The organism is Streptosporangium pseudovulgare (genome assembly GCF_014648055.1).
GTDB lineage: Bacteria > Actinomycetota > Actinomycetes > Streptosporangiales > Streptosporangiaceae > Streptosporangium > Streptosporangium pseudovulgare.
This window is the reverse complement of record NZ_BMQJ01000004.1, coordinates 387,890-412,162: the sequence shown is the minus strand read 5'-3', so window position 1 is coordinate 412,162 and position 24,273 is coordinate 387,890. Positions and strand designations below refer to the sequence as shown.

General features: G+C 73.8%; 19 protein-coding genes. 13 read left to right on the top strand and 6 right to left on the bottom strand.

Annotated features, from left to right (window positions below; all coding sequences use genetic code 11):
* Positions 1-10: 10 nt before the first annotated feature.
* Entirely contained in the window at positions 11-1,159 is a 1,149-nt protein-coding gene (locus tag IEZ10_RS11655) for a hypothetical protein (protein WP_189246489.1), read from the bottom strand.
* Positions 1,160-1,347: 188 nt separating this feature from the next.
* Positions 1,348-2,583 (bottom strand): alpha/beta hydrolase family protein, encoded by a 1,236-nt coding sequence (locus tag IEZ10_RS11650; RefSeq protein WP_189246488.1) that lies wholly within the window; start codon positions 2,581-2,583, stop codon positions 1,348-1,350.
* 440 nt (positions 2,584-3,023) lie between these two features.
* Between IEZ10_RS11650 and IEZ10_RS11645 the strand changes: the two genes are divergently transcribed.
* Positions 3,024-5,027 (top strand): thioredoxin domain-containing protein, encoded by a 2,004-nt coding sequence (locus IEZ10_RS11645; RefSeq protein WP_189246487.1) that lies wholly within the window; start codon positions 3,024-3,026, stop codon positions 5,025-5,027.
* Between the two features lie 126 nt (positions 5,028-5,153).
* On the opposite strand, the gene IEZ10_RS11640 is transcribed toward IEZ10_RS11645, so the two are convergent.
* Both IEZ10_RS11640 and IEZ10_RS11635 read right to left on the bottom strand, forming a co-directional pair.
* Positions 5,154-7,349: a transglycosylase domain-containing protein gene (locus tag IEZ10_RS11640; protein WP_189246486.1), complete on the bottom strand. Its 2,196-nt coding sequence runs from the start codon at positions 7,347-7,349 to the stop codon at positions 5,154-5,156.
* Between the two features lie 104 nt (positions 7,350-7,453).
* Complete coding sequence (locus IEZ10_RS11635) at positions 7,454-7,933, bottom strand: Lrp/AsnC family transcriptional regulator (protein WP_189246485.1); 480 nt, start codon at positions 7,931-7,933, stop codon at positions 7,454-7,456.
* Between the two features lie 102 nt (positions 7,934-8,035).
* Between IEZ10_RS11635 and hppD the strand changes: the two genes are divergently transcribed.
* The 10 genes from hppD to IEZ10_RS11585 all read left to right on the top strand — a co-directional run bounded on the left by hppD (position 8,036) and on the right by IEZ10_RS11585 (position 18,102).
* Positions 8,036-9,145 carry a 4-hydroxyphenylpyruvate dioxygenase gene (gene hppD, locus IEZ10_RS11630; protein WP_229811167.1) on the top strand — a complete coding sequence of 370 codons (1,110 nt, stop codon included), beginning with the start codon at positions 8,036-8,038 and terminating at the stop codon, positions 9,143-9,145.
* A 375-nt stretch (positions 9,146-9,520) separates the two neighbouring features.
* Positions 9,521-10,996: a M1 family metallopeptidase gene (locus tag IEZ10_RS11625; protein WP_189246483.1), complete on the top strand. Its 1,476-nt coding sequence runs from the start codon at positions 9,521-9,523 to the stop codon at positions 10,994-10,996.
* Between the two features lie 182 nt (positions 10,997-11,178).
* Positions 11,179-11,520, top strand: coding sequence for a PadR family transcriptional regulator (locus IEZ10_RS11620; RefSeq protein WP_179825520.1), 342 nt, complete (start codon positions 11,179-11,181; stop codon positions 11,518-11,520).
* A complete protein-coding gene (locus IEZ10_RS11615; RefSeq protein ID WP_189246482.1) occupies positions 11,517-12,452 on the top strand; it encodes a hypothetical protein in 936 nt (311 codons plus the stop codon). The genes IEZ10_RS11620 and IEZ10_RS11615 overlap by 4 nt, the downstream gene beginning before the upstream one ends.
* Positions 12,453-12,599: 147 nt before the next feature.
* A complete protein-coding gene (locus IEZ10_RS11610; RefSeq protein WP_189246481.1) occupies positions 12,600-13,481 on the top strand; it encodes a hypothetical protein in 882 nt (293 codons plus the stop codon).
* 94 nt (positions 13,482-13,575) lie between these two features.
* Positions 13,576-15,327, top strand: a complete 1,752-nt coding sequence (locus tag IEZ10_RS11605; protein WP_229811166.1) for a peptidoglycan-binding protein — start codon at positions 13,576-13,578, stop codon at positions 15,325-15,327.
* A complete protein-coding gene (locus tag IEZ10_RS11600; protein ID WP_229811165.1) occupies positions 15,320-16,003 on the top strand; it encodes an ABC transporter ATP-binding protein in 684 nt (227 codons plus the stop codon). Before IEZ10_RS11605 ends, IEZ10_RS11600 begins: the two co-directional genes overlap by 8 nt.
* Positions 16,004-16,183: 180 nt before the next feature.
* Positions 16,184-17,365: an ABC transporter permease gene (locus IEZ10_RS11595; RefSeq protein ID WP_189246479.1), complete on the top strand. Its 1,182-nt coding sequence runs from the start codon at positions 16,184-16,186 to the stop codon at positions 17,363-17,365.
* Positions 17,366-17,443: 78 nt separating this feature from the next.
* Positions 17,444-17,692, top strand: coding sequence for a hypothetical protein (locus IEZ10_RS11590; protein WP_189246478.1), 249 nt, complete (start codon positions 17,444-17,446; stop codon positions 17,690-17,692).
* Positions 17,689-18,102, top strand: coding sequence for a type II toxin-antitoxin system VapC family toxin (locus IEZ10_RS11585; protein WP_189246477.1), 414 nt, complete (start codon positions 17,689-17,691; stop codon positions 18,100-18,102). Before IEZ10_RS11590 ends, IEZ10_RS11585 begins: the two co-directional genes overlap by 4 nt.
* Positions 18,103-18,298: 196 nt before the next feature.
* Here the strand turns inward: IEZ10_RS11585 and IEZ10_RS11580 are convergent, their stop codons facing one another.
* Entirely contained in the window at positions 18,299-19,336 is a 1,038-nt protein-coding gene (locus tag IEZ10_RS11580; RefSeq protein ID WP_189246476.1) for an ROK family protein, read from the bottom strand.
* Between the two features lie 9 nt (positions 19,337-19,345).
* A complete protein-coding gene (locus tag IEZ10_RS11575; RefSeq protein ID WP_229811164.1) occupies positions 19,346-20,536 on the bottom strand; it encodes an FIST signal transduction protein in 1,191 nt (396 codons plus the stop codon).
* Positions 20,537-20,688: 152 nt separating this feature from the next.
* Here IEZ10_RS11575 and IEZ10_RS11570 point away from each other — a divergent pair, with 152 nt between their 5' ends.
* Both IEZ10_RS11570 and IEZ10_RS11565 read left to right on the top strand, forming a co-directional pair.
* Positions 20,689-22,086 (top strand): sigma 54-interacting transcriptional regulator, encoded by a 1,398-nt coding sequence (locus IEZ10_RS11570; RefSeq protein WP_189246475.1) that lies wholly within the window; start codon positions 20,689-20,691, stop codon positions 22,084-22,086.
* Between the two features lie 52 nt (positions 22,087-22,138).
* The gene (locus IEZ10_RS11565) at positions 22,139-24,088 is read left to right on the top strand and encodes a vWA domain-containing protein (RefSeq protein WP_189246474.1); all 1,950 of its coding nucleotides are present in this window, start codon (positions 22,139-22,141) and stop codon (positions 24,086-24,088) included.
* The last annotated feature ends 185 nt before the right edge of the window (positions 24,089-24,273 follow it).

Genomic DNA, 24,273 nt, shown 5'->3' with positions numbered 1-24,273 from the left:
GCCGTACGGCTCAGCCCGTCTCCGACCAGGCCCGTTCCAGGGCCCTGGGCAGGCCCCAGTGGCCCAGCGGGGTGAGCACCTCGCTCCGGTCGACGATCCCCAGGCAGGCCCACAGCGGCGTGACCGACCCGAACAGCGCCTCGGCCGACTCCAGATCCTCCGGCTCGTCCATCCGGACGTCGATGTCCTCCGACTCCGCGATGAGCCGGGCGATCCGCTCCGGCGAGGCCAGCACCCCGGGGCCGCGCCTGGCCAGCGCGGCCACCACCGCCAGCCAGTCCGCGTGGTCGATCGCGCACAGCGCCGCCAGCACGGAGTCCTCGGAGCTCAGCTCCTCCTCCAGGTCGGCGAACACCTCGGCGAGGTCGTCCTCCTCCGGAAGGTCCGAGATCGGCCCGGCGATCCCCGCCGCGACCGTCAGCCACAGCTCCTCGTCGTCGGCCGGCAGCGGGCCGCCCTCGTAGCCGGCGCAGGCCCGCAGCACGTTGCCCGGGTAGCCGGGGGCGGTCATCAGCTCGCGCAGCCGGGCGCTCGCCGCCCGCAGCGCCTCCTCGGGACGCTCGGCCTCGGGCAGCTCCGCCATGATGCGCCGCAGCTCGCCGAGGGCGAACGCCTCCTCCTCGTGCCAGGCGGCCGACAGCTCCTCGTCCTGCTCGTCGCTCACCGCGTCCCTGGGCACCCGCCCGTCGGGCAGCGGGGTGCCGAGCCAGCGCTCCTGGATCTCCTCGTAGGAGGCCCTGGCCGTCTCGTCGCCCAGCGCGAGGGCGTCCGGATCGACCTCGCCCTCGGCGACCCGCCGCTCCAGGTGGGCGACCAGCCGGTGGAACATCTCCTCGGCGACCGGCCCGCGCTCGTCCTCCTCGGGCCAGACGAACATGGTCCGGGTCAGCAGCAACGGCTCGGTGCCGGTGGACTCCAGCCAGCGCTGCACGTCGCCCACGGTCGCGTTGCCCGACTCGATCGCCCCCAGCGCCGTCCGGGCCGACTCCCAGAAGGGCGGGGTCAGCGGGTTTCCGGCCCGCTCCATCGCCCGGCGCAGGTCGGGAAGGGCCACCAGCGCCACGCCTGAGGGCACGGCGAGCAACGCGCGCACCACGTCACGCCGGGTCAGCTCCGCGACCGGCCTTCCGGCGTGCACGCGGACGAAGTCGAGATCCACGCTCAACGAGCCTACGCCCCGAACCCGCCCGAACACACCTTCCGGGCGCCGACGGCGATCCGGTGTTCGCGCGCGGCCGCCTCACCCCGCGTACGGCGCCGCCCCGGCAGGGCCCCGCCGTACGCTGATCGCCGCCCACGCCCCCTCCCAGGGGCGGGAGGCCGGGACGCCCGGCCGGGCGTCCCGGGTCAGCGGTGGAACCTGACCTCCGGGTAGCGCCGGGACGGCCCGTCGAGCAGCGGCTGGGACCGCTTGCGAAGGTGCAGGTCGAAGAAGGCGCCGACATACCTACGGGTGATCTCCGCCGCGCGGGCCCCGGAGAGCCGGGACCCCAGGTCCACGCCGACCTGCTCCATAAGCGGCGGGTAGTCGGTGAAGGACCCGTGGTCCCCGCCGTCGACCGTGAGCCAGCGCTTCCACCCGGTCATCCGTCCCCAGTCGCGCCCCCAGGTGAAGTCCTGCCCGCCGGGCTCGTGGATCTTCCCGGCGCCCATCATGAGGAACGGCCGGGCGAGCCCCTCATCGGGGATCGGGACGAAGAAGGTGCCGTCCATGTTGACCCCGGCGCGCACCCGGGGGTCGCTGAGCGCGGTCCATGAGGCGCTGCTGCCGCCCAGGGAGTGGCCGGCCATCGCGATCCGGGAGGGGTCGATCAGTCCGCCGCCCTTCCAGGCCGGCCTCGGCCCGGTCAGCCGGTCGAGGACGAAGGAGACGTCGGCCGCCCGGCCCCTGGCAGCCTTGTCGCCGAACTTCCAGGGGTCCGCGGACTGCTCGGCGCAGGCGACGCAGGTCGCGGTGCGCCCACCGGGGAGCGACGTGCCGTAGGACTCGTACGTGTGGTCGATCCCCGCCACGATGTACCCCCTGCTCGCCAGGTCCTCGGCCAGGATCGTCAGCGAGGAGCGGGGCATGGTGAACCCCGGCGACAGCACGACGAGGGGAAGGCCGCGTCTGCGGCCGGCCGACGCGGCGTCGGCGGTCGCGTTGGTCCGGGTCCCGCTCAGCACGTCTTCGGGCAGGCCGGTGACGTGCTGCCCCTTCAGCAGCAGCGCCGACTCCTCGGCGGTCATATAGGCGGCCCGCCGCCCGCCGGGCGCCCGCGCCGGGTACCACAGCGAGACCATGAGCTCGCGCGCCTTCCGCTCCGGCACCCACGGGTCCGGGCGGGAGCCGTCCACCAGGTGCAGCGTGGTGGTGCCCACCGCGTGCGGACCGGTCGGCGCGGGCAGCACGGGAGGCGCGACCGGGGTGTCGGGGGCGCCCGGCGTGGCGGAGGCGTCCGGCGCGGCGGAAGGAGCGGCGGAAGGAGCGGCGGAAGGGGCGGTCACCTGTGGTCCGGCGGCGGCGGCCGCCATGGCGGGCGTCGCGAGCGCGAGCAGCGCGACGCCCGTGGCCACCGCGCCGCGAAAGATCGTTATCGGCATGGCGGCAATGCTTCCGGCACGCGACCGGCGGCGCCTCGGCCGAACGGCCACCGAAGGCTGCGACTTTCCCGGTGGACCACTGCGACGGACGCATGACGTCCCGGCGGGCCGGACGCCGGCCCCGAGCCCCCGTACGGCGGGCACCGCGGCGTTCCCCGCGCGGGAGTCCCGCCTTCCGGGCGCCACGTGCCACCCCGGTATACCGTCGCCTACGACCCGGGGAGGAGGCCGGGGCCGGACCCCGGCCGGATCCCGCCCGCGCCGGTCCCACCGCCGGCGGATCCCGCGGCCGGATGCCCCCGGCGACCGCCCCACCCCCACGGCGTCGCCTCCGCGCCCGTCTACTGTGAGAGGGACCGTACGGGTGAGGACCATGGCGCGCGAGGCCCGCGCGCCTCGTGGAGAAGAACGTGCGCACCGCGTACGCAGGAGAGGTTTCCATGAACCGCTTGAAGGACGCGACGAGCCCCTACTTGCTGCAGCACGTGGACAACCCCGTCGACTGGTTCCCCTGGGGGGAGGACGCCTTCGCCGAGGCCAGGCGGCGGAACGTGCCGCTGCTGATCAGCGTCGGCTACTCCGCCTGCCACTGGTGCCACGTCATGGCGCACGAGTCCTTCGAGGACGAGGGCACCGCCGCGCTGATGAACGAGCACTTCGTCAGCGTCAAGGTCGACCGGGAGGAACGCCCGGACGTGGACGCGGTCTACATGACCGCGACCCAGGCCATGACCGGCCAGGGCGGGTGGCCGATGACGGTCTTCGCCACCCCGGACGGGCGCCCCTTCTACGCGGGCACGTACTTCCCGCGGCCCCACTTCCAGCGGCTGCTGACCGGGGTGGCGAACGCCTGGGCCCGCGACCGCGAGGCGGTGCTGGACCAGGGCTCGAAGATCGCCCAGGCGCTGAACGAGCAGGCGGCGCTGCCGTCGGGCCCGGTGCCGGACCGCGACACACTGGACCGGGCCGTACGGAGCCTGCGGCAGTCCTTCGACCCCGACCGCGGCGGGTTCGGCGGGGCGCCGAAGTTCCCGCCGTCGATGGTCCTGGAGTTCCTGCTGCGCTACGCCGCCGACCCCCGGCCCGCGGCCCCGGAGGGCGACCGGAGCGCCGCGGGCGAGGCGACGGCCATGGCCGGGCGGACCCTGGAGGCGATGGCACGGGGCGGCATCTACGACCAGCTCCGCGGCGGCTTCGCCCGCTACAGCGTGGACGCCGGCTGGGTGGTGCCGCACTTCGAGAAGATGCTCTACGACAACGCCCTGCTGCTGCGGGTCTACACGCACTGGTGGCGCTCCACCGGGTCGGTGCTCGCCCGGCGGGTGGCGCTGGAGACCGCCTCCTTCCTGCTGGCCGAGATGCGCACCCCCGAGGGCGGCTTCGCCTCGGCGCTGGACGCCGACAGCGAGGGCGTGGAGGGGAAGTTCTACGTCTGGACGCCCGAGGAGATCATCGAGGTCCTGGGCGAGGACGACGGCGCCTGGGCCGTCTCGCTGTTCGAGGTGACCGGCACGTTCGAGCACGGCACCTCGGTGCTGCAGCTTCCGGAGGACCCCGACGACCCCGAGCGGTTCGCCCGGGTCCGCGCCGCCCTGCTGGCCGCCCGGTCCGGGCGGGTACGGCCCGGCCGCGACGACAAGGTGGTGGCCGCCTGGAACGGCCTGGCGATCGCCGCCCTCGCCGAGGCCGGGGCGCTGTTCGACCGGCCCGACCTGGTGGAGGCGGCGCGGGCGGCGGCCACGCTGCTCGACGAGGTGCACGTCGACGGCGGCCGGCTGCTGCGCACGTCGCTCGGCGGCCGGGCCGGCGCCGGCGCCGGCGTCCTTGAGGACTACGCCGACCTGGCCGAGGGCCTGCTCGCGCTGTACGGCGTGACCGGCGAGACCCGCTGGTTCCGGCTGGCCGGGACGCTGCTGGACAGCGCGCTCGACCGGTTCGCAGACGGCGCCGGCGGGTTCTTCGACACCGCAGACGACGCCGAGCGGCTGTTCCAGCGCCCGCAGGACCCCACCGACAACGCGACCCCGTCGGGGTGGTTCGCCGTGGCGGGCGCGCTGCTGTCGTACGCGGCCCTGACCGGCTCGGCCCGGCACCGCGAGGCCGCGGAGGCGGCCCTGGGCACGGTGAGCGTCCTGGCCGACCGGCACGCCCGGTTCGCCGGGTGGGGCCTGGCGGTGGCCCAGGCGGCCGTCTCCGGCCCCGTCGAGGTCGCGGTCGTGGGCCCGGCCGGCGACGCGGCGACCGCCGCGCTGCACCGCGCGGCCCTGATGTCGCCCGCCCCGGGCATGGTCGTGGCCCTCGGCGAGCCCGGCGCGGCCGATGTCCCCCTCCTGGAAGGGCGGGGCCCGGTGGACGGCGTCCCGGCGGCCTACGTGTGCCGCGGGTTCACCTGCCGGATGCCCGTCACCACCCCGGAGGCGCTCCGGGCCGAGCTGACCGCCTGACCCGCGGCGGCGCGACCCGGGACCCGGCCGCCCGGCCGGGTCGGCGCGCGACCGGGCCGACGCGCGGCCGTGAACCGTTCCGCACCGTTTCGCACCGAGGCTGCCGACCGGGGCGCGGCGGCCCGGTCAGCCGACGGGGAGCCGCTGGGCGGGGCCCTCCCGCTGGGCGGGGTCCTGGGTGCGGGGGTCGCCGCCGCCGGTCCCGTCGCCGAAGCCCTGGCCGGGGCCGCCGCCGTCGTCCACGCGGCCCTGGGGGCCGTTCTGCGGGCTCGTGCCGTCGCCCTGGCCGTCACCGGCGCCGTCGTTCCCGGGGCCGGTCCCCTGGTCCCCCGGCTCGGGGGACGAGGTGCCGTCGTCGAACGGCGGGGTGGCCGGGGTGTCGCGGAAGCCGCCGTCGCCGTAGCCGTCGTCGGGCGGGCCGGAGGGGTAGCCGTCGTCGTAGCCGTAGGGGTCGTAGCCGTAGTCGGACGGCTCGGGGAACTCCTTGACCGGCTTGCCCTTCATCGCCTCGGTCATGAAGGCCCGCCAGACCTGCGCGGGGTAGCTTCCGCCGTACTGGACGGCGCCGTTGATGACCACCGGCTTGTGGTCGTCGCGGAACATGTCCACCGCGGTCGCGAGCTGCGGGGTGAAGCCGGCGAACCACACCGACACCGAGCCGTCGGTGGTGCCGGTCTTGCCGGCCACCGGCCGGTCGTAGAGGCGGGCGGCCGAGCCGGTGCCGCCCTCGACGACCTGGGTGAGCGCGTAGGTGGCGTCGGCGGCGGTCTGCTCGCCGAAGGCCCGCCTGCCCTTGGCGTCGAACTTCGTGACCTTGCCCGTGGCGTCGGTCACCGACCGGATCACGTGGGCGTCGCGGTGGACGCCGCCCGCGGCGAACGTCGCGAAGCCCGAGGCGTTCTGCACCGCGCTCACCGACGCCACGCCCAGCGGGAGCGTGGCCGCGCCGCGGTGCGGGGCGAGCTGCTCGGCGGGGATGCCCGCGGCCCTGGCGGCCTTGACGACCTTGTCCAGGCCGACCTTCTGCCCGAGGTCGACGAAGGCGGTGTTCACCGAGTTCCTGGTGGCGGTGACGAGGTCGATCTGGCCGTAGGAGGTGCCGCCGGAGTTGGGGATGGGGTGGTCGGGGGCGGAGGCGACCGTCATCGGCGAGTTGCCGTTCACCCGCGTGCCGAGGCCCAGGCCGTTCTCCAGCGCGGCGGCCAGCGTGTACGCCTTGAATGTCGAGCCGGCCTGCACCTTGGCGGAGAAGGAGTTGTCGAACTTGTTGGCGTCGTAGTCGCGCCCGCCGTAGAAGGCGACGACCTCGCCGGTGCCGGGGTCGACGGCGGCCAGGCCGGTGTGGACCTTCTTGGCGGAGCCGTCGGGCATGACGGAGGTGACGGCCCGCTCGGCCGCCGCCATGAGGTTCTTGTCGAAGGTCGAGACGATCTTCAGGCCGCCCTGGTTGACGGCCTCGTCGGTGTATCCCCGGCGTTTGAGCTCGGCGGCCACCTGGTCGAGCATGTAGCCCTGCTGGCCCTTGAGGGAGAAGACCGGGCGGGGCTTCTTGAGGGTCGGGAAGGTGGTGGCGGCGGCCTGCTGGGGCGTCAGCGCGCCGATCTGCACCATGCCGTCGACCACCGACCGCCAGCGTGTCCGGGCGGCGTCGAGGTCGGCGCCGTGCGGGTCGGCGAACCGGGACGGCTGCTGGATCACCGCGGCGAGGTAGGCGCCCTCGGCGACGTCGAGCTTGCCGACGTCCTTGCCGAAGTACGCCTGGGCCGCGGCCTGGACGCCGTCGGCGCCCCGGCCGAAGTAGATCGTGTTGAGGTACTGCTCCAGCACCCAGTCCTTGGGCTTGGACTGGTCGACCTTCAAGGAGATCATGACCTCCTTGAGCTTGCGGACGATGGAACGTTCCTGGCTGAGGCCGCTGTAGTAGTTGCGGACCATCTGCTGGGTGATCGTCGAGCCGCCCTGGAGCTGCCGGCCGGTGACCGTGGACCACATGGCGCGGAAGGTGCCCTTGAGCGAGACGCCCTTGTCGTCGTAGAAGGAGCGGTTCTCGGCGGCGATGACGGCGTTCCTGACGCTCTCCGGCACCTCGGACAGGGGCACGCTGCGGCGGTTCACCCCCTGCTTGGCCAGCACGGTCTTACCGTCGCGGTAGTAGATCACCGAGCCCTGCGCGGTGGCCTTCGGCTGTGTGCTGTCCGGGATGGGGGTCATCGCCCACACCACCCCGAGAACGCCCACCGACAAGACGACCACGACGCCGAAGGCGATCAGCGCCAGCCGCAGGAACCGCCGTCCCGGCCCTCTCTTCCCGCCCTCTCGCACGCGGCAACCCCCATCCCCTGGCGCGGCCGACCCCCCGTCAGCTGCGCGAACCGTAAGGGTAAACGATGCATAACGGTGACTGAACCCTGCTTGGGATGGTACGGCTAGCTCTTGACCTGGCGCGGCACATCGGCCACCAAAGGAAGGACCCGGTATGGCACGGGGGTGTCCAAGGCGATCACCGAGGAGGTCCTGACCACCCCCCGGACGTCAACGATCACGTCAATGACCCGCTGGAGATCCGCATTGCTGCGCGCCACGACCCGGCAGAGCATGTCGTCCCCGCCGGTGATCGTGTGCACCTCCAGCACCTCGGGGATGGCGGCGAGCTGGTCGACCACCGGGTCGTGCCCGCCGAACTGGCGGATCTGCAGGGTGACGAACGCGGTGACGTCGTAGCCGAGCGCCGCGGGCGACACGTCGGGCCCGAACCCGGTGATCACTCCCCGGGCGGACAGCCGGTCGAGGCGGGCCTGCACGGTGCCCCGGGCCACGCCCAGCCGCCGGGAGCACTCCAGCACCCCGAGCCTCGGCTCCCTGGTGAGCAGGGCGATGAGCCGGGCGTCGAGCTGATCGATCGTCATGATGTCCAGATGCTCCCCGGAGGCGTGAGGCTGAATAGGCATATTGTCCAGTAATTCACGCAACTCTTGCGCACACAGCTCATGAAATCCGAAAGTAGCCGCATGAGGGACAACTTTCCTGTGAACGGCATGGACGCCGTGGTCTTCGCCGTGGGCAACGCCAAGCAGGCCGCCCACTACTACTCCAGCGCTTTCGGCATGAAGTTGGTGGCGTACCGGGGGCCCGAAACCGGCAGCCGTGACGAGGTCTCCTACGTCCTGACCTCCGGCGGCGCCCGGTTCGAGCTGCGCGGCGCGGTGCGCGCGGGCACCGGGGTGTCCCGGCACGTCGCCGAGCACGGCGACGGCGTCATCGACCTGGCCATCGACGTCCCCGACGTGGAGGCCGCCTACAGCTACGCGATCTCCCAGGGCGCCAAGGGCCTGGCCGAGCCGTACACGGTGGAGGACGAGCACGGGAAGGTCGTGATGGCGGCGATCGCCACCTACGGCGAGACCCGGCACACCCTCGTCGACCGGTCCAACTACAGCGGGCCGTACCTGCCGGGCTTCGTCGCCGCCGAGCCGATCGTCGCGGCGCCCGCGGTGAAGAACGGCCGCTTCTTCCAGGCCGTCGACCACTGCGTGGGCAACGTCGAGCTCGGCAAGATGGACGAGTGGGTGGAGTTCTACAAGCGGGTCATGGGCTTCACCAACATGGCCGAGTTCGTCGGTGACGACATCGCCACCGAGTACTCGGCGCTGATGTCCAAGGTCGTCGCGGACGGCACCCGCAAGGTGAAGTTCCCGCTCAACGAGCCGGCGGTCTCCCGGAAGAAGTCGCAGATCGACGAGTACCTGGAGTTCTACGGCGGCCCAGGCGTCCAGCACGTCGCGCTGGCCACCAACGACATCCTCAGCGCAGTGGACCACATGCGGGCCGCCGGCGTCGAGTTCCTCGACACGCCCGACTCCTACTACGACGACCCGGAGCTGCGCGCCCGCATCGGCGAGGTCCGCGCCCCGATCGAGGAGCTGAAGAAGCGCAAGATCCTGGTCGACCGCGACGAGGACGGCTACCTGCTGCAGATCTTCACCAAGCCGGTGCAGGACCGCCCGACGGTGTTCTTCGAGCTGATCGAGCGGCACGGCTCGCTCGGCTTCGGCAAGGGCAACTTCAAGGCGCTCTTCGAGGCGATCGAGCGCGAGCAGGACCGCCGCGGCAACCTCTGACGCCGCCCGCGCGGCCCTTCCGGGCGCTCAGCGGCCCGGAAGGGCCGCTCCCCCTCCCCCGGAAGAGCCGCGTTCCCCTCTCCCCCCGGAAGGACCGCGTTCCCCCGGAGCCCGAAGACCCCCTTCCGACCCCTTCCGACCCCTCCCGGCCCCTTCCGGCCCCTTCCGGCCCCTTCCGGCCCCTTCCGGCCCCTTCCGGCCCCTTCCGGTCCGCGCCCCGGGCGGTCCGGAGGTCGCGGCACGAACAGGCCATCCGCGACACAATCCCACGGACACCCCGGGCCCTCACCCCATTACCGTGGGTAGCACCCGCCCGTCACGTAGTCTGCGTGCGGTGCCCGGCGCGGTCCGGGCCCGGAAGGGGGACTCACGGGCATGACGTCCGGTCGACTGGCCATCGGGGCAACCGCCACGTTTCTCAGCACGCTCGCCGCCTTCGGCGGGGTCGGCGCGACCGCGTGCACGGCGTCGAAGGGGGCGGCGGCCCCCGCGGCCTCCGTCGCCGCCGACGGCGTCCCGGCGCCCCGGCACGACGCCCCGCGTCAGGGGCGGACCGGGGCCCCCGGGATCGGCGACCCCGACTTCCCCGCCGACGGCAACGGCGGCTACGACGTCGAGCACTACGGCCTACGGATCGGCTACGACCCGTCCTCCCGGCACCTGGCGGGCGTGGCCACGATCACGGCGAAGGCCACCCAGGGACTGGACGCGTTCAACCTCGACCTGTCGGGCTTCCGCGTCGCCAGGGTCACCGTGGACGGGCGGCCCGCGGCGTTCACCCGGGCCGGCACCGAACTGACCGTGACCCCCGCGACGCCCGTCTCCGACGCGGACCGCTTCACCGTCGTGGTCTCCTACGACGGCGAGCCCAAGCCGATCACCGGCTCCTCCAACCTCGGCACCTACGGGTTCATCCCGACCCGCGACGGCGCCTTCGTCACCAGCGAGCCCAACGGCGCCAAGACCTGGTTCCCCGGCAACGACCACCCGGCCGACAAGGCCCGCTACGACTTCGAGGTCACCGTCCCGGCCGGACTGACCGTGCTGGCCAACGGCGAGATGGTCGGCGCCCCGGTGACGGCCGGCGGCAGGACGACCTTCCACTGGCGCGAGAGCCACCCCATGGCGAGCTACCTCGCCACCATGACGCTGGGCCGGTTCGAGCTGCGCCAGGGCAGGACGGCCTCCGGGATCGCGAACCTCGCGGCGGTCGACCCCCGCTACCGCGACTCCCTGGGCAGGCTGTACACCCAGTCGGGGCGGATCACCGACTACTGGAGCACGGTGTTCGGCCCCTACCCGTTCTCCTCCACCGGCGGCGTGATCGACGACTTCTCCGCGGGCTACGCCCTGGAGAACCAGACCAAGCCCATGTACGGCGGGTTCGTCCCCGACGACGACACCGTCGCCCACGAGCTGGCCCACCAGTGGTTCGGCGACAGCCTGAGCATCCGGCGGTGGAAGGACCTGTGGCTCAACGAGGGCTTCGCGACGTACGCCGAGTGGCTGTGGAAGGAGCACAACGGCGTCCCCGCCGAGCAGTCCTTCCGCGCCGCCTACGACGCGCACCCCGCGGGCGACGCGATCTGGAAGTATCCCCCCGGCCGCGCGCAGCCGCAGGACCTGTTCAACGACTCCGTCTACCGGCGCGGCGGGATGGCGCTGCACGCGCTGCGGCGGCGCATCGGCGACGCGGCGTTCTTCAAGGTGCTGCGGACCTGGACGGCCGAGCACCGCTACGGCTACGTGACGACCGAGGAGTTCGTCGCCCTGGCGGAACGGATCTCCGGCAGGCAGCTCGACGCGCTCTTCGACGCCTGGCTGTTCAAGCCGGTCAGGCCCGCCGCCTGAAGCCCGGAGGCCCGGACGCCCGCCCGCGCCCCGGGACCGCCGCCCGCGCGGGTCCGCCCGCGTCCCGCCTCCCGCCTCCCCGCGACCGGCGACCGGCGACCGGACGCCTGCCCGGACGCGCCCGTTTCCACATCGGATGCCCGAGTTGACCATACTTCGCCGCGCGAAGTATGGTCTCCCGCATGGCTAAAGGATCACCAGCGGTCAGTGAGGCGACCTACTTCATCCTCGCCTCGCTGCTCGACGGCCCGCTGCACGGCCACGGGATCATCAAGCGGACGCTCGACCTCTCCGAGAGCCGGGTGAAGCTGCCGGTCGGCACGCTGTACGGCGCGCTCGACCGGCTGGCGGCGAACGGCCTGATCGCCGTGGACCGCGAGGAGGTCGTCGACGGCCGGCCCCGGAGATACTTCCGGCTCACCGACCACGGGCACGACGTCGTCTCCGCGGAGGCGCTGCGCATGCAGCAGGCGGCGTCGGTGGTGACCGGGCGGCTCCTCCGTCCCGGATCGGCCTTCGCGTGACCGCGGCCCTGGAGAGGCCCGCCGCCACGGGGGCGGGCGGGAACTCCCTGGAGCGCCGCTACCGGCGGCTGCTGCTGTGCTACCCCCGCCGCTACCGCGCCGAGCACGGCGGCGAGATCATCACCACCCTGCTCGACACGGCCGAGCCGGGACGCGCGCTGCCCCCGCTCCGCGAGGCGCGGGCGCTGGTCTCCGGCGGGCTGCGGGCCAGGATCGTCGCGGCAGCGTCGGACCGGCCGGCCTGGCTCGACGGCCTGCACCTCGGGGTGACCGCGCTGTGCGCCGTCCAGCTCGCGACGCTGGTGCCGTACACGGCGTCGGTGCCGATCTGGACGGGGCTGTCGGCGCTGGCCCTGCTGCTCGTCATCCGCGGGCGGGTACGGCTCGCCCTCCCGGTCGTGGCGCTCGTCGCGACGAAGGTGCTCGCGATCACGCTGGGACGCCCCTGGCTGGACCCGACCCTGCTGCCCGTGGACGCCCCTCCCGTCTGGCACGCCGGAGCCCTCTACGGCGGCGGCGGCCCGGTGGCGCCGATGGCCGGCTACGGCCTGACCGTCCTGGGCCTGCTGGTGCTGGCCGCCCACCGGCACCGGCTCGGCAGGCGCTCGTGGCTCTGGCTGCCGGTGGTCCCGCTGCTGGCCGGCGCCGACCCGGCCGGGCTCGACTTCGGTCGCGGCGGCGACACCCTCGACGTGGTCAGGACCGGGCTGGAGCTCGGGCTCCTGCTGCTCGCGGCCCGAGCCGGCCACGTGGCGCGCGACCCGCGCTGGGCCGTGGCGGCCGGCGTCCATCTCGTCCCCGTCTGCGTCGTCCACGCCGAGAACCTCGGCGTCCAGTCCGAACCCGACATCGCCCACCTGGCCGCGCTGCTCCTCGCCACCGCGCTCGCCGCGGCCGCGCCGTACCGGGCGAGGCGGCACCCCGCCCTCTAGCGTTCCTCCCGGCTCCGCCCCTCCAGGGGCCCGGCCGGCTCTTCTCCGCGTGCTCCCCGCGAGCCTCCGCGACCCTCCCCGAAACCCTCACCCACCGCGAGCGGCCACCGCACCCGCGGCCCGCCCGCGTGCCGAAACGAGGTCACCATGCCACGAGTTCTCTTCGCCGTGCCCGCGATCGGCCTGGCCCTGGCCGCGCTGACCGGCTGCGGCGGACCGGCCGCGACGCAGGCCGCGGCCACGCCCTCGCCCTCGCCCGCCGACGCGATGCAGAACAGGATCCGCCAGATGGAGTCCGACCGCGCCGACTGCATGAAGCGCAAGGGGTTCAAGTACAACATGAACGTCCCGCCGCCCAAGCAGGCCGGCGACGAGAAGCGCAAGCTCGACGCCGGCGACTACGAGACGATGAAGCGGTTCCGGCAGAAGTACGGGTTCAAGTACTTCGCCGAGTTCGTCTACCCGGACGACCCGGCCGCCGCCCAGTACGAGTTCTACGACAACACCGCCAACCAGCCGATCAAGAACTCCCTGTCGGCGACCCAGCTCGCCGCGTGGGGCGAGGCGGACGTGGACTGCCGCAACGCGGCGATCAAGAAGTTCACCGGCAAGACCGTGACCAGCGAGCAGGACTACTACGACCAGCTCAACCGCCGCCTGGAGCAGGCGGACCGCGAGACGGACGGCGATCCCAAGCTCGTCGAGCTCGCACGGAAGTACGGCGAGTGCCTCAGGGCCAAGGGCTACAAGGTCGCCTCACTCCGGCCCACGAAGGTCGCCGAGGCCGGCGGCGCGGAGCTGAAGGCGGAGCTGAACCGGCTCGGCCGCCAGCAGGCCGAGGACCCCGTCGACGGGGCCGAGTACCAGCCGAAGCTGACGGCCGCGCAGGCCCGGCCGTACCTGGACAGGGAGATCAAGGCGGCGCTCGACGACCTGGAGTGCGGCCGGGACTTCTACCCCGCCTACTCCGCGGGCAACAAGATGATGAAGGCCTACGACGAGTTCGGCCTCAGGGTGATCCAGTGGTGAGGCGGATCCCCGCGCGCCGGGCGGACTCCGGCCCCCGGACGGTCCGGCGGCTCCGGCGGCTCCGGCGGCTCCGATGGTGAGGAACAGGCGCCGCGTGCTGGGCGGTGTCCTGGCCGGGGTCGTCCTGGTCGCCGGCACGGGCTGGGCCGTCGGCACGCGGCTGCGCTCCCCCGCCGACGAGGCCGCACTGCGCCGGCCGCCCAAGCCGTCCCTGGTCACCTCCCCCGTCGCGCGGAAGAAGCTGACCAGCGCCATCGCCGTCAGCGGCACCCTGGCGTACGGCTCGCCGCTGCCGGTGACCCTCGCCGGCGTGGTCGGCGGCGCCGGAGGGACCGACGCCGCCGGAGCCGCCGCCGACGGCGGGGCCCAGCGGGTCACCCGCGCCCCGCGCCCTGGGACGATCAAGGAGGGGTCGGTGCTGCTGGAGGTCAACGGCCGCCCGGTGTTCGCCCTGCGCGGCAAGGTACCCATGCACCGCACGATGGCGCCGGGAACCGGCGGCGCCGATGTCCGCCAGCTCCAGGCGGCGCTGCGGCGCCTCGGGTACCGCCCGCCGTCCACCGGCGTCTTCGACTCCGCCACGGCCGCCGCCGTACGCCGCTGGTACGCCGCGCGCGGCTACCGGGCGCAGGAGCCGGACCTGGCCGCCCGCCGGGAGCTGGAGACCCTCCGGCAGGCCGTGCGGACCGCCGAGGAGGACCTGCTCACCGACAAGGCGGCCCTCGACAGCGGACGCGACGTCGAATCCCTGGCGGTCAAGCTGGCCAACGCCCGCGAGGACCTGCGGGCCGCGCGGAACGCGCTGGCCACGGAGAAGGCGCGCGACCTCAGCCCCGAGGAGGCCACCCGCCTCACCGAGCTGACCAGGGCCGTACGGCAGGCCGAGGAGGAGGTCCTGGCCGCCGCCCAGGCGCTCGCCGCCGCCAAGCCCGAGGACGACAGGACGCTCCTCGAGGTCAAGGCCGCGGGCGCCCGGGAGAACCTGCGCGCCGCCCAGGAGACGCTGGCCGCCTTCGACGACGAGGCCCGGGCGGGCAAGACCACCCGCCTCGCCGGGCTGACCAAGGAGGTGCGCGCCGCCGAGGACGCCGTCGCCACCGCCGACCAGGCGCTGCGCCAGGCCCGGCGGCTCTCCCCGCTCCGGCTGAAGGTCGCCAACGGCCGCCGGGACGTGGCGGGCGCCAAGGCGGTCCTGGCCGAGTACCTGAAGACCTACGGCGTCAGCGTCCCGCCCGGGGAGATCGTCTTCCTGCCCGCGCTGCCCGCCCGGCTGGACAAAGCCGCGGTCCGGCCCGGGGACGCCGTCGAGGGCAAGGTCGCCACCGTGACCAGTTCGTCCTTCGCGGTGACCGGCTCGGTGGACCGGGACGAGGCCAAGCTGCTGCGCAAGGGCCTGAAGGCGACCCTGGAGACCGCCGACGGCGCGACGTTCCCGGCGGTGCTGACCGCCACCGGCAAGGACGCCGAACCCGCGGACGCGGGAACGGACGGCGGCTCCGGGGAGAAGAAGAAGGCGACGAGCCCCTTCGGCGACGCGGCGGGGTCCGTGCCGGTCCTGCTCACCCCGACGACGGCCAAGGGCCTGCGGGACGCGGTCGGCACACCGGTCACCGCCAGGATCTCCGTCGGCGCGACCGGCGGCGCGGTGCTCACCGTGCCGGTCGCCGCCGTCGTCACCTCGGCCGACGGCCGCGCGAGGGTCCGGGTCGCGCTGCCCGGGGGCGACGACCGGGTCGCCGACGTGGAGGTCAGGACCGGCCTGGCCGCCGACGGCGACGTCGAGGTGACACCCGTACGGCCCGGCACGCTGAAGGAGGGCGACCGGGTGGTGGTGAGCGATGCCTGACGTCATGCCCGACGTCATCGTCCTGGACGCCGTCAGCCGGGTGTTCCCCACCGACCCGCCCGTGCGGGCGCTCCGCGACGTCGGCCTGCGGATCCGGCGAGGCGACTACGTGGCCATCGTGGGTCCCTCGGGGTCGGGCAAGTCCACCCTGCTGAACACGCTCGGCCTGCTGGACCGGCCCACCTCCGGCTCCTACCTGCTGAACGGCATCGAGACGACCGCCCTCGGGGACGGCGCGCGGACGAGACTGCGGGGACGCGAGATCGGCTTCGTCTACCAGTCGTTCCACCTGCTGCCGCACCGGACCGTCGCGGAGAACGTCATGCTCGCCGAGGTCTACGGCGGGCACCCGCGCCGGCACCGGCGGCGGCGGGCGCTGGAGGCGCTGGAGCTGGTCGGCATGTCGCACCGGGTGGACTTCCCGCCCGGGCGGCTGTCCGGGGGCGAGCGGCAGCGGGTGGCGATCGCCCGCGCGCTGATGGGCGAGCCCGCCCTCCTGCTGTGCGACGAGCCCACCGGCAACCTCGACAGCGGCAACACCGAGGCGGTGCTCGACCTGTTCGACGGCCTGCACGCCCGCGGCCTCACCCTCCTGGTGATCACCCACGAGGACGAGGTGAGCGCCCGCGCCGGCCGCCGCGTCCGCATCAGCGACGGCGTCCTCACCGAGGAGTGACCGTACGGCCCGCACAGCCAGTACGGCCCGTACGGCCCGCACGGCCAGTACAGCCCGTACGGCCCGCGTCCCGTCGAAGCAGCCGACGTCGTCGTTCTCCGGCGTCTGCCCGCGCGTCCCGCCTTCCGCGCGCCCCGCGTGCCCCTACCCGTGTTCGCCGTACTCCGGTGAGAGGAGACCATGGACATCCGCGACCTGTGGGCCGAGGCCCTGGCCGGCGTGCTCGCCCGCCCGGTCCGCTCCGCGCTGACCACGCTGGGCACCGTCCTCGGCATCACCACCCTGGTGATCACCCTGGGCGTCGCCGCCACCGCCGGGAACCAGATCGTCGGCCGGTTCGACGAGCTGACCGCCACCGCGATCACGGTCGAGGTGCCGGCCAGGCCCGGCGGCGGCCCGCTCGTCGGCTGGGACTCCTCCGCCGAGGTGCGGCGGCTGCGCGGGGTCACCTCCGTCTCCGCCCTCGCCCAGACCGAGGAGAGCTCCAACCTCCGGGTGACGGCCAACGACCTCGTCGATCCCACCAGGGTCACCGGCCAGACCCTCGCCGTGGTGGCCGGAGACCCCGAGCTGCCGCGGGCCGCCCGCGGCCGCATGGTCGAGGGCCGTTTCTTCGACGCGGGCCACGTGCGGCGCGGTGACCGCGTGGTCGTCCTGGGCGACCAGGCCGCGCGGATGCTCGGCGTCACCCGCCTGACGGGCGCCCCCGCCGTCTTCATCGAGGACCGCGCCTACACGGTGATCGGCGTCCTGGGCGGCCTGGGCCGCGAGCAGGTCCTGTCCACCGCGGTGATCGTGCCGCCCACGACCGGCGCCGGCCTCGGCCTGCGGAACGTCACCCGCGTGCTGGTCAACACCTCCCTCGGCGCCGCCGACCTCATCGCCCGCCAGGCCCCCGTCGCGCTCAGTCCCAACCACCACGACGAGCTCCAGGTCATCTCGCCGCCCACCCCCAAACGCGCCCGCGACGGCGTCCAGGACGACGTCAACGGCCTCTTCCTGATCCTCGGCCTGGTCTCCCTGGTGGTCGGCGCGGTCGGCATCGCCAACGTCACCCTGGTCACCGTGATGGAACGCGTCTCCGAGATCGGCCTGCGCCGCTCCCTGGGCGCCGCCCGCCGCCACATCGCCGCCCAGTTCCTCCTGGAGTCCACCCTGATCGGGATGACCGGCGGAGTGATCGGCGCCGGAGCCGGCCTGGTCTCCGTCGTCGCCGTCTCGGCCGCGCAGCGGTGGACCCCCGTCCTCGACGCCCGTCTCGCCCTGGCCGCGCCCGTGGCCGGCGCCCTGGTCGGCCTGCTCGCCGGCCTCTACCCCGCGCTCCGCGCCGCCCGAATGGAACCGGCGGACGCCCTGCGGTGAACGGAATCTCCCTTCCCGGGGGCCGTCTACGACACGAATCGGCTGCTCAGGCGGTTCCGAGCGACGTACACTCGGGATGTGACCGCCGCACATGACTACGACGACCTGCACGCTCTGGTGGACAGACTTCAGCCCCACCAGGCGCGAGAGTTGCGTGCCGTCGCGCTGCGGCTGGTGGAGTCCGACGAGACCGCGGACCGACCGGAGAGCGAGCCGCCGGTCAGGCGCCGCCGCCTGGCTTTCATCGGCATCATGGACTCCGGTGTCGGAGATCTTGCGGAACGGCATGAAGAGATCCTCGGCGAGGGGTTGAATCGTCCGATGTGACGACGCTTCTCGACACCGGACCGCTGGTGGCCGCCCTGGACATCGCGGACAAGCACCACTTCCGCTGCGCGGAGTTCCTCGAAAGCGCGCCGGGACCCCTGCTGGTTCCGGTCCCCGTGATGGTCGAGGTGTGCTGGCTGGTCGAGAAGTATCGAGGGTCCCTGGCGGAAGCCGCGTTCCTCGACTCACTCGCCGCCGGGGAATTGATATTGATCTCTCTTGAGAGAGAAGACATCGCACGTATCGCCGAACTCGTGCGCACCTACGGGAACCTGCCCCTCGGGGCGGTGGACGCCTCAGTGATCGCGATAGCCGAGCGGTTGCGGCTGCCGGCAGTGGCGACCCTGGATCACCGCCACTTCAACGTCGTACGTCCCCGCCACGTTCAGGCCCTCCGGTTGCTCCCATGAGTCACCGCGTTCCCGGGAAAGAGACGAGCGGCCACCGCAGGTGGCGGGAGAGCGGCCATCTGGAGCGCGCGGTCGAGACGGCGGGTGGTCCCGAGTGGTTCGAGGCGGGGGTGCGGTGCCTTGAGAACGAGGCTCGGGCGTGGCGTCTGGCCGAGCCGGCTCCGGTGACGAGCGGCTCAAGGTCGGCTGGTCCCGCTCAGCGGGACCAGTAGCGGTCGGCGGCGAGGACGAGGGCGGCGGCGCCGACCAGGCCCGCGTCCTGGCCCAGGGCGGCCGGGACGACCCTGACCCGCCGGGCGAAGCCCATCCGCGCGTGCTCCCGCAGCGCCGCCCGCAGCGGCTCGAACAGCAGCGGCCCGGCCTGGGAGAGACCGCCGCCGACGGTGACCACGTCGAGGTCGCAGAGGTTCACCGCGGAGGCGATGGCCACGCCCAGCGCCCGGCCCGCGCGGTCCAGCGCGGCGAGGGCGATCTCGTCGCCCGCGGCGGCGTCCAGGGCGAGCCGCCGCCCGCTGGCCGTCGTCTCCTCCACGTAATCGGGGCCGGTGTCCGGTTCCGCGACCGCCTCGCCGTACGGCGGGACGTCCGGCCCGGCGTCCGGCTGCCCGGATCCCGGGACCCAGCCCTGTTCGACCGCCCAGGCCGCCAGGCCCGGGCCTCGGGCGACGGCCTCCAGGCAGCCCCGGCCGCCGCACCGGCACTCGGGCCCGTCCGGATCGACCACGACGTGCCCGATGTGCCCGGCGTTGCCGCTGCCGCCGTCGATCAGCCGGCCGCCGAGGATCAGCCCGCCGCCCACGCCCGTCGAGACGACCATGCCGAGCATGTCGGCGCTGCCCCGGCCCGCACCGCGCCAGTGCTCGGCGACGGCCAGGCAGACCGCGTCGTTGTGGACGCGCACCGGGACCCCGGGGAACCGCGAGGCGAGCCGGGCCCGCAGCGGGAAGCCGCGCCACCCGGGCATGTTCAGCGGCGAGACCTCGCCCTCGGGCCAGGTCATCGGGCCGCCGCAGCCCACTCCGACCCCGGCGACCGCGCCGCTCCCGAGGTCGTCGCGGCCCGCCGTACGCAGCACGGAGCCGACGAGATCGACGAGCGTCTCCCACAGGGCCGCCGCGTCACCGCCGGGCGGTGTCGCGACTCGGCGGGCCTCCTGGACGTTTCCGGTGGGGTCCACGAGGGCGACGGCGAACTTCGTCCCTCCGATGTCCACGGCGAGCACCGACTGGGGCATCCGCCGATCCTACGGCCCCTCCGCGGGCGGCCGGGAGGAGAAGACCAGGACGGAGGCGGTGAACCCGTGCACGTGGTTGTGCCCGGAGACCGGGCCGACCTCCCCCGCCGCGAAGAACCCGGCCACGCTGACCGGGCCGAGGGTGTCGCGGACCGCGGCGGCGTCGTGGTCGGAGCTGCCGAACATGGCCGAGCCCCGGCCGTTGCAGGAGAACAGCAGCGCGCCGTCCACGTCGCCGAACTCCTCCCGGTGGGCGTCGAGCAGCTCGTAGAGGTCCTCGTCGGCGGTGGCGGCGTCGCGCACCTGGAAGCGCACGGTACGGCCGATCTCGACGACGTCGCCGATGGCCACCGCCTCCCGCTCGGGGTCGATGCCGAGCACACCCCGGATCAGGAAGTCGCCGCGCTCGTGCCGTTCGGCGTACTCGTCCATGGCGACGCCGATCTGCAGCCCGGAGGCGACCAGCTCCCGGTCGTCCTCGTCCAGCGCGCTGACGATCTCCTCCAGCCGGGCGAGGGCGGGCTGGCCGGCGAGCTCCAGGAGGAGGTTGTCCTCGGCGGCGGTGACGGCCATCGTGGGGCCGATCGGGCGGCATCCCTGGCTGACCAGGGTGCCGACGTTGAGCGAGCCGCCGAGCAGCACGCCGACGGCGCCCTCGGTGTGGACCTGCCCGTCGGCGAACAGCCGCACCGCCCCGCGCCCCCCGGTCGCGTTGGCCATGCCGCCGACCAGCGGGAGGCTGCCCAGCACCTCGTGGGAGCGCTCGACGAAGCCGTCGGTGGGGAAGCTGTAGGGGTCGGCGAGCAGGATGGCCGCGTGGTCGTCCGGGGTGTTCTCCGGCAGGCCGACCACGACGAACCGGTCCTCGGTGCGCAGCGTGTCCAGGGCGAAGGTCGTCAGCCGCGCCCCGTCGAGCGTCGCGGCCCAGGCGCTCACCGACGGCGTGGTCTCCACGCCCTGGCCGTCGCCGATCACCCCCGTGGCGCTGCATCCGATCACCGCGGCGCCTTCGGCCATCCGCATCGCCCGCAGCCCCGCGCGGGCGACCTCGTCGGGGTCGTCACCGCAGATGAAGAAGCAGAGCAGGTCGGGTGATCCGCTGAGGCCGCCCAAGGCCTGGCGGACCGCGTTCTCGGCCACCCCGACCAGATCGGTTCCGACGGCGAGACCATCGGCGAAACGGCTCGTCAACAGCGCCACACGCCTCGCCTCTCCTTCTTGCCCGAAATCTTGTCCTGGAGCGATTCTCCCCACTGATGGACCAAGCACGCCCACCGACGACCAACAATGGCGAAGATCCGAAACCGGGATAAGAGTGCCGGTTTCGGAGCGGGCGACGTAGGCTCGGTGGCGTGCCTCACATTCCAGAGCCACGAACTCTGCGCGAGCTGCGCGCGAGCGGCCATATCCACCGAACCGTCAAGGCCGAGATCCGCGAGAACCTCCTGGCCCGGCTGAGGTCGGGGGAGCCGCGGTTCCCGGGCATCGTGGGATTCGACGACACCGTCCTGCCCCAGCTGGAGCGGGCCCTGCTCGCCGGGCACGACCTGGTCCTGCTGGGCGAGCGCGGCCAGGGCAAGACCCGGCTGATCCGCACCGTCGCCGGTCTGCTCGACGAGTGGACCCCCGTGGTGGACGGCTGCGAGATCAACGACCACCCGTACGCGCCCTCCTGCGTCCGCTGCCGCCGCCTGGCCGGTGAGCTGGGCGAGGAGCTGCCGGTCTCCTGGCGGCACCGGGACGAGCGCTACGGCGAGAAGCTCGCCACGCCCGACACCTCCGTCGGCGACCTGATCGGCGACGTCGACCCCATCAAGATCGCCGAGGGGCGCACGCTCGGCGACCCGGAGACCGTCCACTACGGCCTGGTGCCGCGGAGCAACCGGGGCGTCTTCTCCGTCAACGAGCTGCCCGACCTCGCCGAGCGCATCCAGGTGGCGCTGCTCAACGTGCTGGAGGAGCGCGACATCCAGGTGCGCGGCTACAACCTGCGGCTGCCGCTGGACCTCCTGCTGATCGCCAGCGCCAACCCCGAGGACTACACCAACCGCGGCCGGATCATCACCCCGCTGAAGGACCGCTTCGGCGCGGAGATCCGCACCCACTACCCGCTGTCGATCGAGACCGAGCTCTCCCTCATCCGGCAGGAGGCCGACCTCGACCACGTCGGCGCCGACCTGCCCGACCACCTGATCGAGACGATCGCCCGCTTCACCCGGCTGGTCCGTGAGTCCACCGCGGTGGACTCACGGTCGGGCGTGTCGGCCCGCTTCTCCATCGCCGCCGCCGAGACCGCCGCGGCCTCGGCCGTACGGCGGGCCGCGCTGACCGGCGAGGAGCGCGCGGTGGCCCGGGTGGCCGACCTGCCGGGCATCGTGCACACGCTGCGCGGCAAGGTGGAGTTCGAGGTCAGCGAGGAGGGCCGGGAGACCGAGGTGCTGGCCCACCTGCTGCGCCGGGCGGTGGCCGAGACGTTCCGCGGCACGCTGGGCGGCATGGACCTCAGCGCGCTGCTGGAGAAGTTCTCCCAGGGCGCCCAGGTCGAGTCCGGGCCGCTGATCCCGGCCTCGGAGCTGCTGCGCAGGATCGGCCCGGTGTCCGGCCTGGCGAAGATCATGGAACGGCTCGGCATCGGCGACGAGTCCCCGGGGCACGCCGCGGCGGCCCTGGAGTTCGCCATGGAGGGGCTCTACCTCCTGCGCCGGCTGTCCAAGGACGAGGTGGACGGCGGGGCGGTCTACCGCACCTGATCCGCCCGCCCCGGCGGAACGCCGCCGGTCCATCGCATCCGGAAGGGTCACCATGTCCTACCGCTATGGCGAGTACCGGGACGGCCCGGACCCGCTGGCCCCGCCGTACGACGTGCGTTCGGCGCTGGACCAGATGGGCGACTCCGTGCTGTCCGGCTCCAACCCCGCCCACGCGCTGCGCGACCTGCTCCGGCAGGGCCTGCCCGGCGCGCGGGACCGGCGGGGGCTGGACGACCTGCTCCGCGAGGTACGGCGCCGCCGTCGCGAGCTGCGCGAGCGCGGCCGCCTCGACGGGACGCTGGAGCGGGCCCGCGCCCTGCTGGACCGGGCCCTCGAACAGGAGCGGGCCGCGCTGTTCCCCGACCCCTCCGACGAGGCCCGGCTGCTCGAGGCCGAGCTGGACGGGCTGCCGGAGGACACCGCGAGCGCGATCCGGGAGCTGACGGACTACCGGTGGCGGTCGCAGGAGGCGCGGCGGACCTTCGAGGAGCTGCGCGACCTGCTGCGCCGGGAGGTGCTCGACAGCCAGTTCCGCGGCATGCGGCAGGCGCTGGCGGACCCCGACCCCGAGGTCATGGAGCGGGTCCGGCGGATGATGTCGGACCTGAACGACATGCTCGACCGGGATTCCCGGGGCGAGCACACCCAGGCCGACTTCGACGACTTCATGTCGAAATATGGGGACATGTTCCCGGAGACGCCACGCAACCTGGAGGAGCTGGTCGACATCCTCGCCCGGCGGGCCGCCGCCACCCAGCGCCTGCTGGCCTCGCTCACCCCGGACCAGCGCGAGGAACTGGCCGACCTGATGAGCCAGACGCTGGAGCAGGCCGGCCTGGACCAGGAGATGCGCCGCCTGGGCGAGGCCCTCCACAACCGCCGCCCCGACCTCGCCTGGAACACCCCCGAGCGGCTGACCGGCGAGGATCCGATGGGGATGGGCGACGCGGTCACCGCCCTGGACGAGCTCGCCGACCTGACCCAGCTGGAGGCGGCGCTGCGCCAGGACTACCCCGGCGCCCGCCTCGACGACATCGACGAGGCCGCGATCCGCCGCGCCCTGGGCCGCTCTGCGGTCGACGACCTGGAGGCGCTCAGGCAGGTCGAGCGCGAGCTGGAGCAACAGGGCTACCTCCGCCGTCAGCGCGGCAAACTGGAGCTGACCCCCAAGGCCGTCCGCCGCCTGGGCGAGACCGCCCTGCGCCGCGTCTTCGCCTCCCTCGACGCCGGGCACCACGGCGACCACGACCAGACCGACGCAGGTTCCGCCGGGGAGCTGACCGGCTCCTCCCGGCCGTGGCGGTTCGGCGACGAGCAGCCCATCGACGTGGTCCGCACGGTCGTCAACGCCGTACGGCGCGGCGGCGGGGGCGCCGGAGCGGTGACCCTGTCGGTCGACGACTTCGAGGTGGCCGAGACCGAACGGCGCACGGCCGCGGCCGTCTGCCTGCTGGTGGACCTCTCCTACTCGATGGCCCTGCGCGGCACGTGGGCGGCGGCCAAACAGACCGCGCTGGCCCTGCAGGCGCTGGTCGGCTCGAAGTTCCCGCAGGACTCGGTGCAGATCATCGGCTTCTCCAACTACGCCAGGGTCCTCGCGCCCGACGAGCTGGCCGGGCTGGAGTGGGACATGGTCCAGGGCACCAACCTGCACCACGCGCTGCTGATCGCGGGGCGGCACCTGGACCGCCACCCCGACTTCGAGCCGGTCGTGCTCGTGGTCACCGACGGCGAGCCCACCGCCCACCTGCGGCGCAACGGCTCGGCGGCCTTCGAGTGGCCGCCCACGAGCGAGACGCTGGAGCTGACGCTCGCCGAGGTGGACAAGATGACGCGCCGCCGGGCGACGCTCAACGTCTTCATGCTCGCCGACGACGAGCGGCTGCGGGACTTCGTCAACGAGGTGGCCCGCCGCAACGGCGGCCGGGTGTTCTCCTCCAGCGCCGACCGCCTCGGGGAGTACGTCGTCAGCGACTTCCTGCGGACCCGCCGCGCCCGCTGACCCGCCGCGCCCGCCGGCCCGCTGACCCGCCGCGCCCGCCGGCCCGCTGACCCGCCGCGCCCGCCGGCCCGCTGACCCGCCGCGCCCGCCGGCCCGGTGACCGGCCGCGGCCGGGCCGCGCGGCGCGCCGGCCGCCGCCCGCCCCCGTCTCGGAAGGGGCCGGGTACGGCGCGGCCGATCCGGCC

What these genes read in the sequence shown, in the direction of transcription:
- IEZ10_RS11650 (WP_189246488.1), bottom strand. Translation starts at nt 2,583, where the DNA reads ATGCCGATAACGATCTTTCGCGGCGCGGTGGCCACGGGCGTCGCGCTG.
- IEZ10_RS11645 (WP_189246487.1), top strand. Translation starts at nt 3,024, where the DNA reads ATGAACCGCTTGAAGGACGCGACGAGCCCCTACTTGCTGCAGCACGTG.
- IEZ10_RS11635 (WP_189246485.1), bottom strand. Translation starts at nt 7,933, where the DNA reads ATGACGATCGATCAGCTCGACGCCCGGCTCATCGCCCTGCTCACCAGG.
- hppD (WP_229811167.1), top strand. Translation starts at nt 8,036, where the DNA reads ATGAGGGACAACTTTCCTGTGAACGGCATGGACGCCGTGGTCTTCGCC.
- IEZ10_RS11625 (WP_189246483.1), top strand. Translation starts at nt 9,521, where the DNA reads ATGACGTCCGGTCGACTGGCCATCGGGGCAACCGCCACGTTTCTCAGC.
- IEZ10_RS11620 (WP_179825520.1), top strand. Translation starts at nt 11,179, where the DNA reads ATGGCTAAAGGATCACCAGCGGTCAGTGAGGCGACCTACTTCATCCTC.
- IEZ10_RS11610 (WP_189246481.1), top strand. Translation starts at nt 12,600, where the DNA reads ATGCCACGAGTTCTCTTCGCCGTGCCCGCGATCGGCCTGGCCCTGGCC.
- IEZ10_RS11600 (WP_229811165.1), top strand. Translation starts at nt 15,320, where the DNA reads ATGCCTGACGTCATGCCCGACGTCATCGTCCTGGACGCCGTCAGCCGG.
- IEZ10_RS11595 (WP_189246479.1), top strand. Translation starts at nt 16,184, where the DNA reads ATGGACATCCGCGACCTGTGGGCCGAGGCCCTGGCCGGCGTGCTCGCC.
- IEZ10_RS11580 (WP_189246476.1), bottom strand. Translation starts at nt 19,336, where the DNA reads ATGCCCCAGTCGGTGCTCGCCGTGGACATCGGAGGGACGAAGTTCGCC.
- IEZ10_RS11565 (WP_189246474.1), top strand. Translation starts at nt 22,139, where the DNA reads ATGTCCTACCGCTATGGCGAGTACCGGGACGGCCCGGACCCGCTGGCC.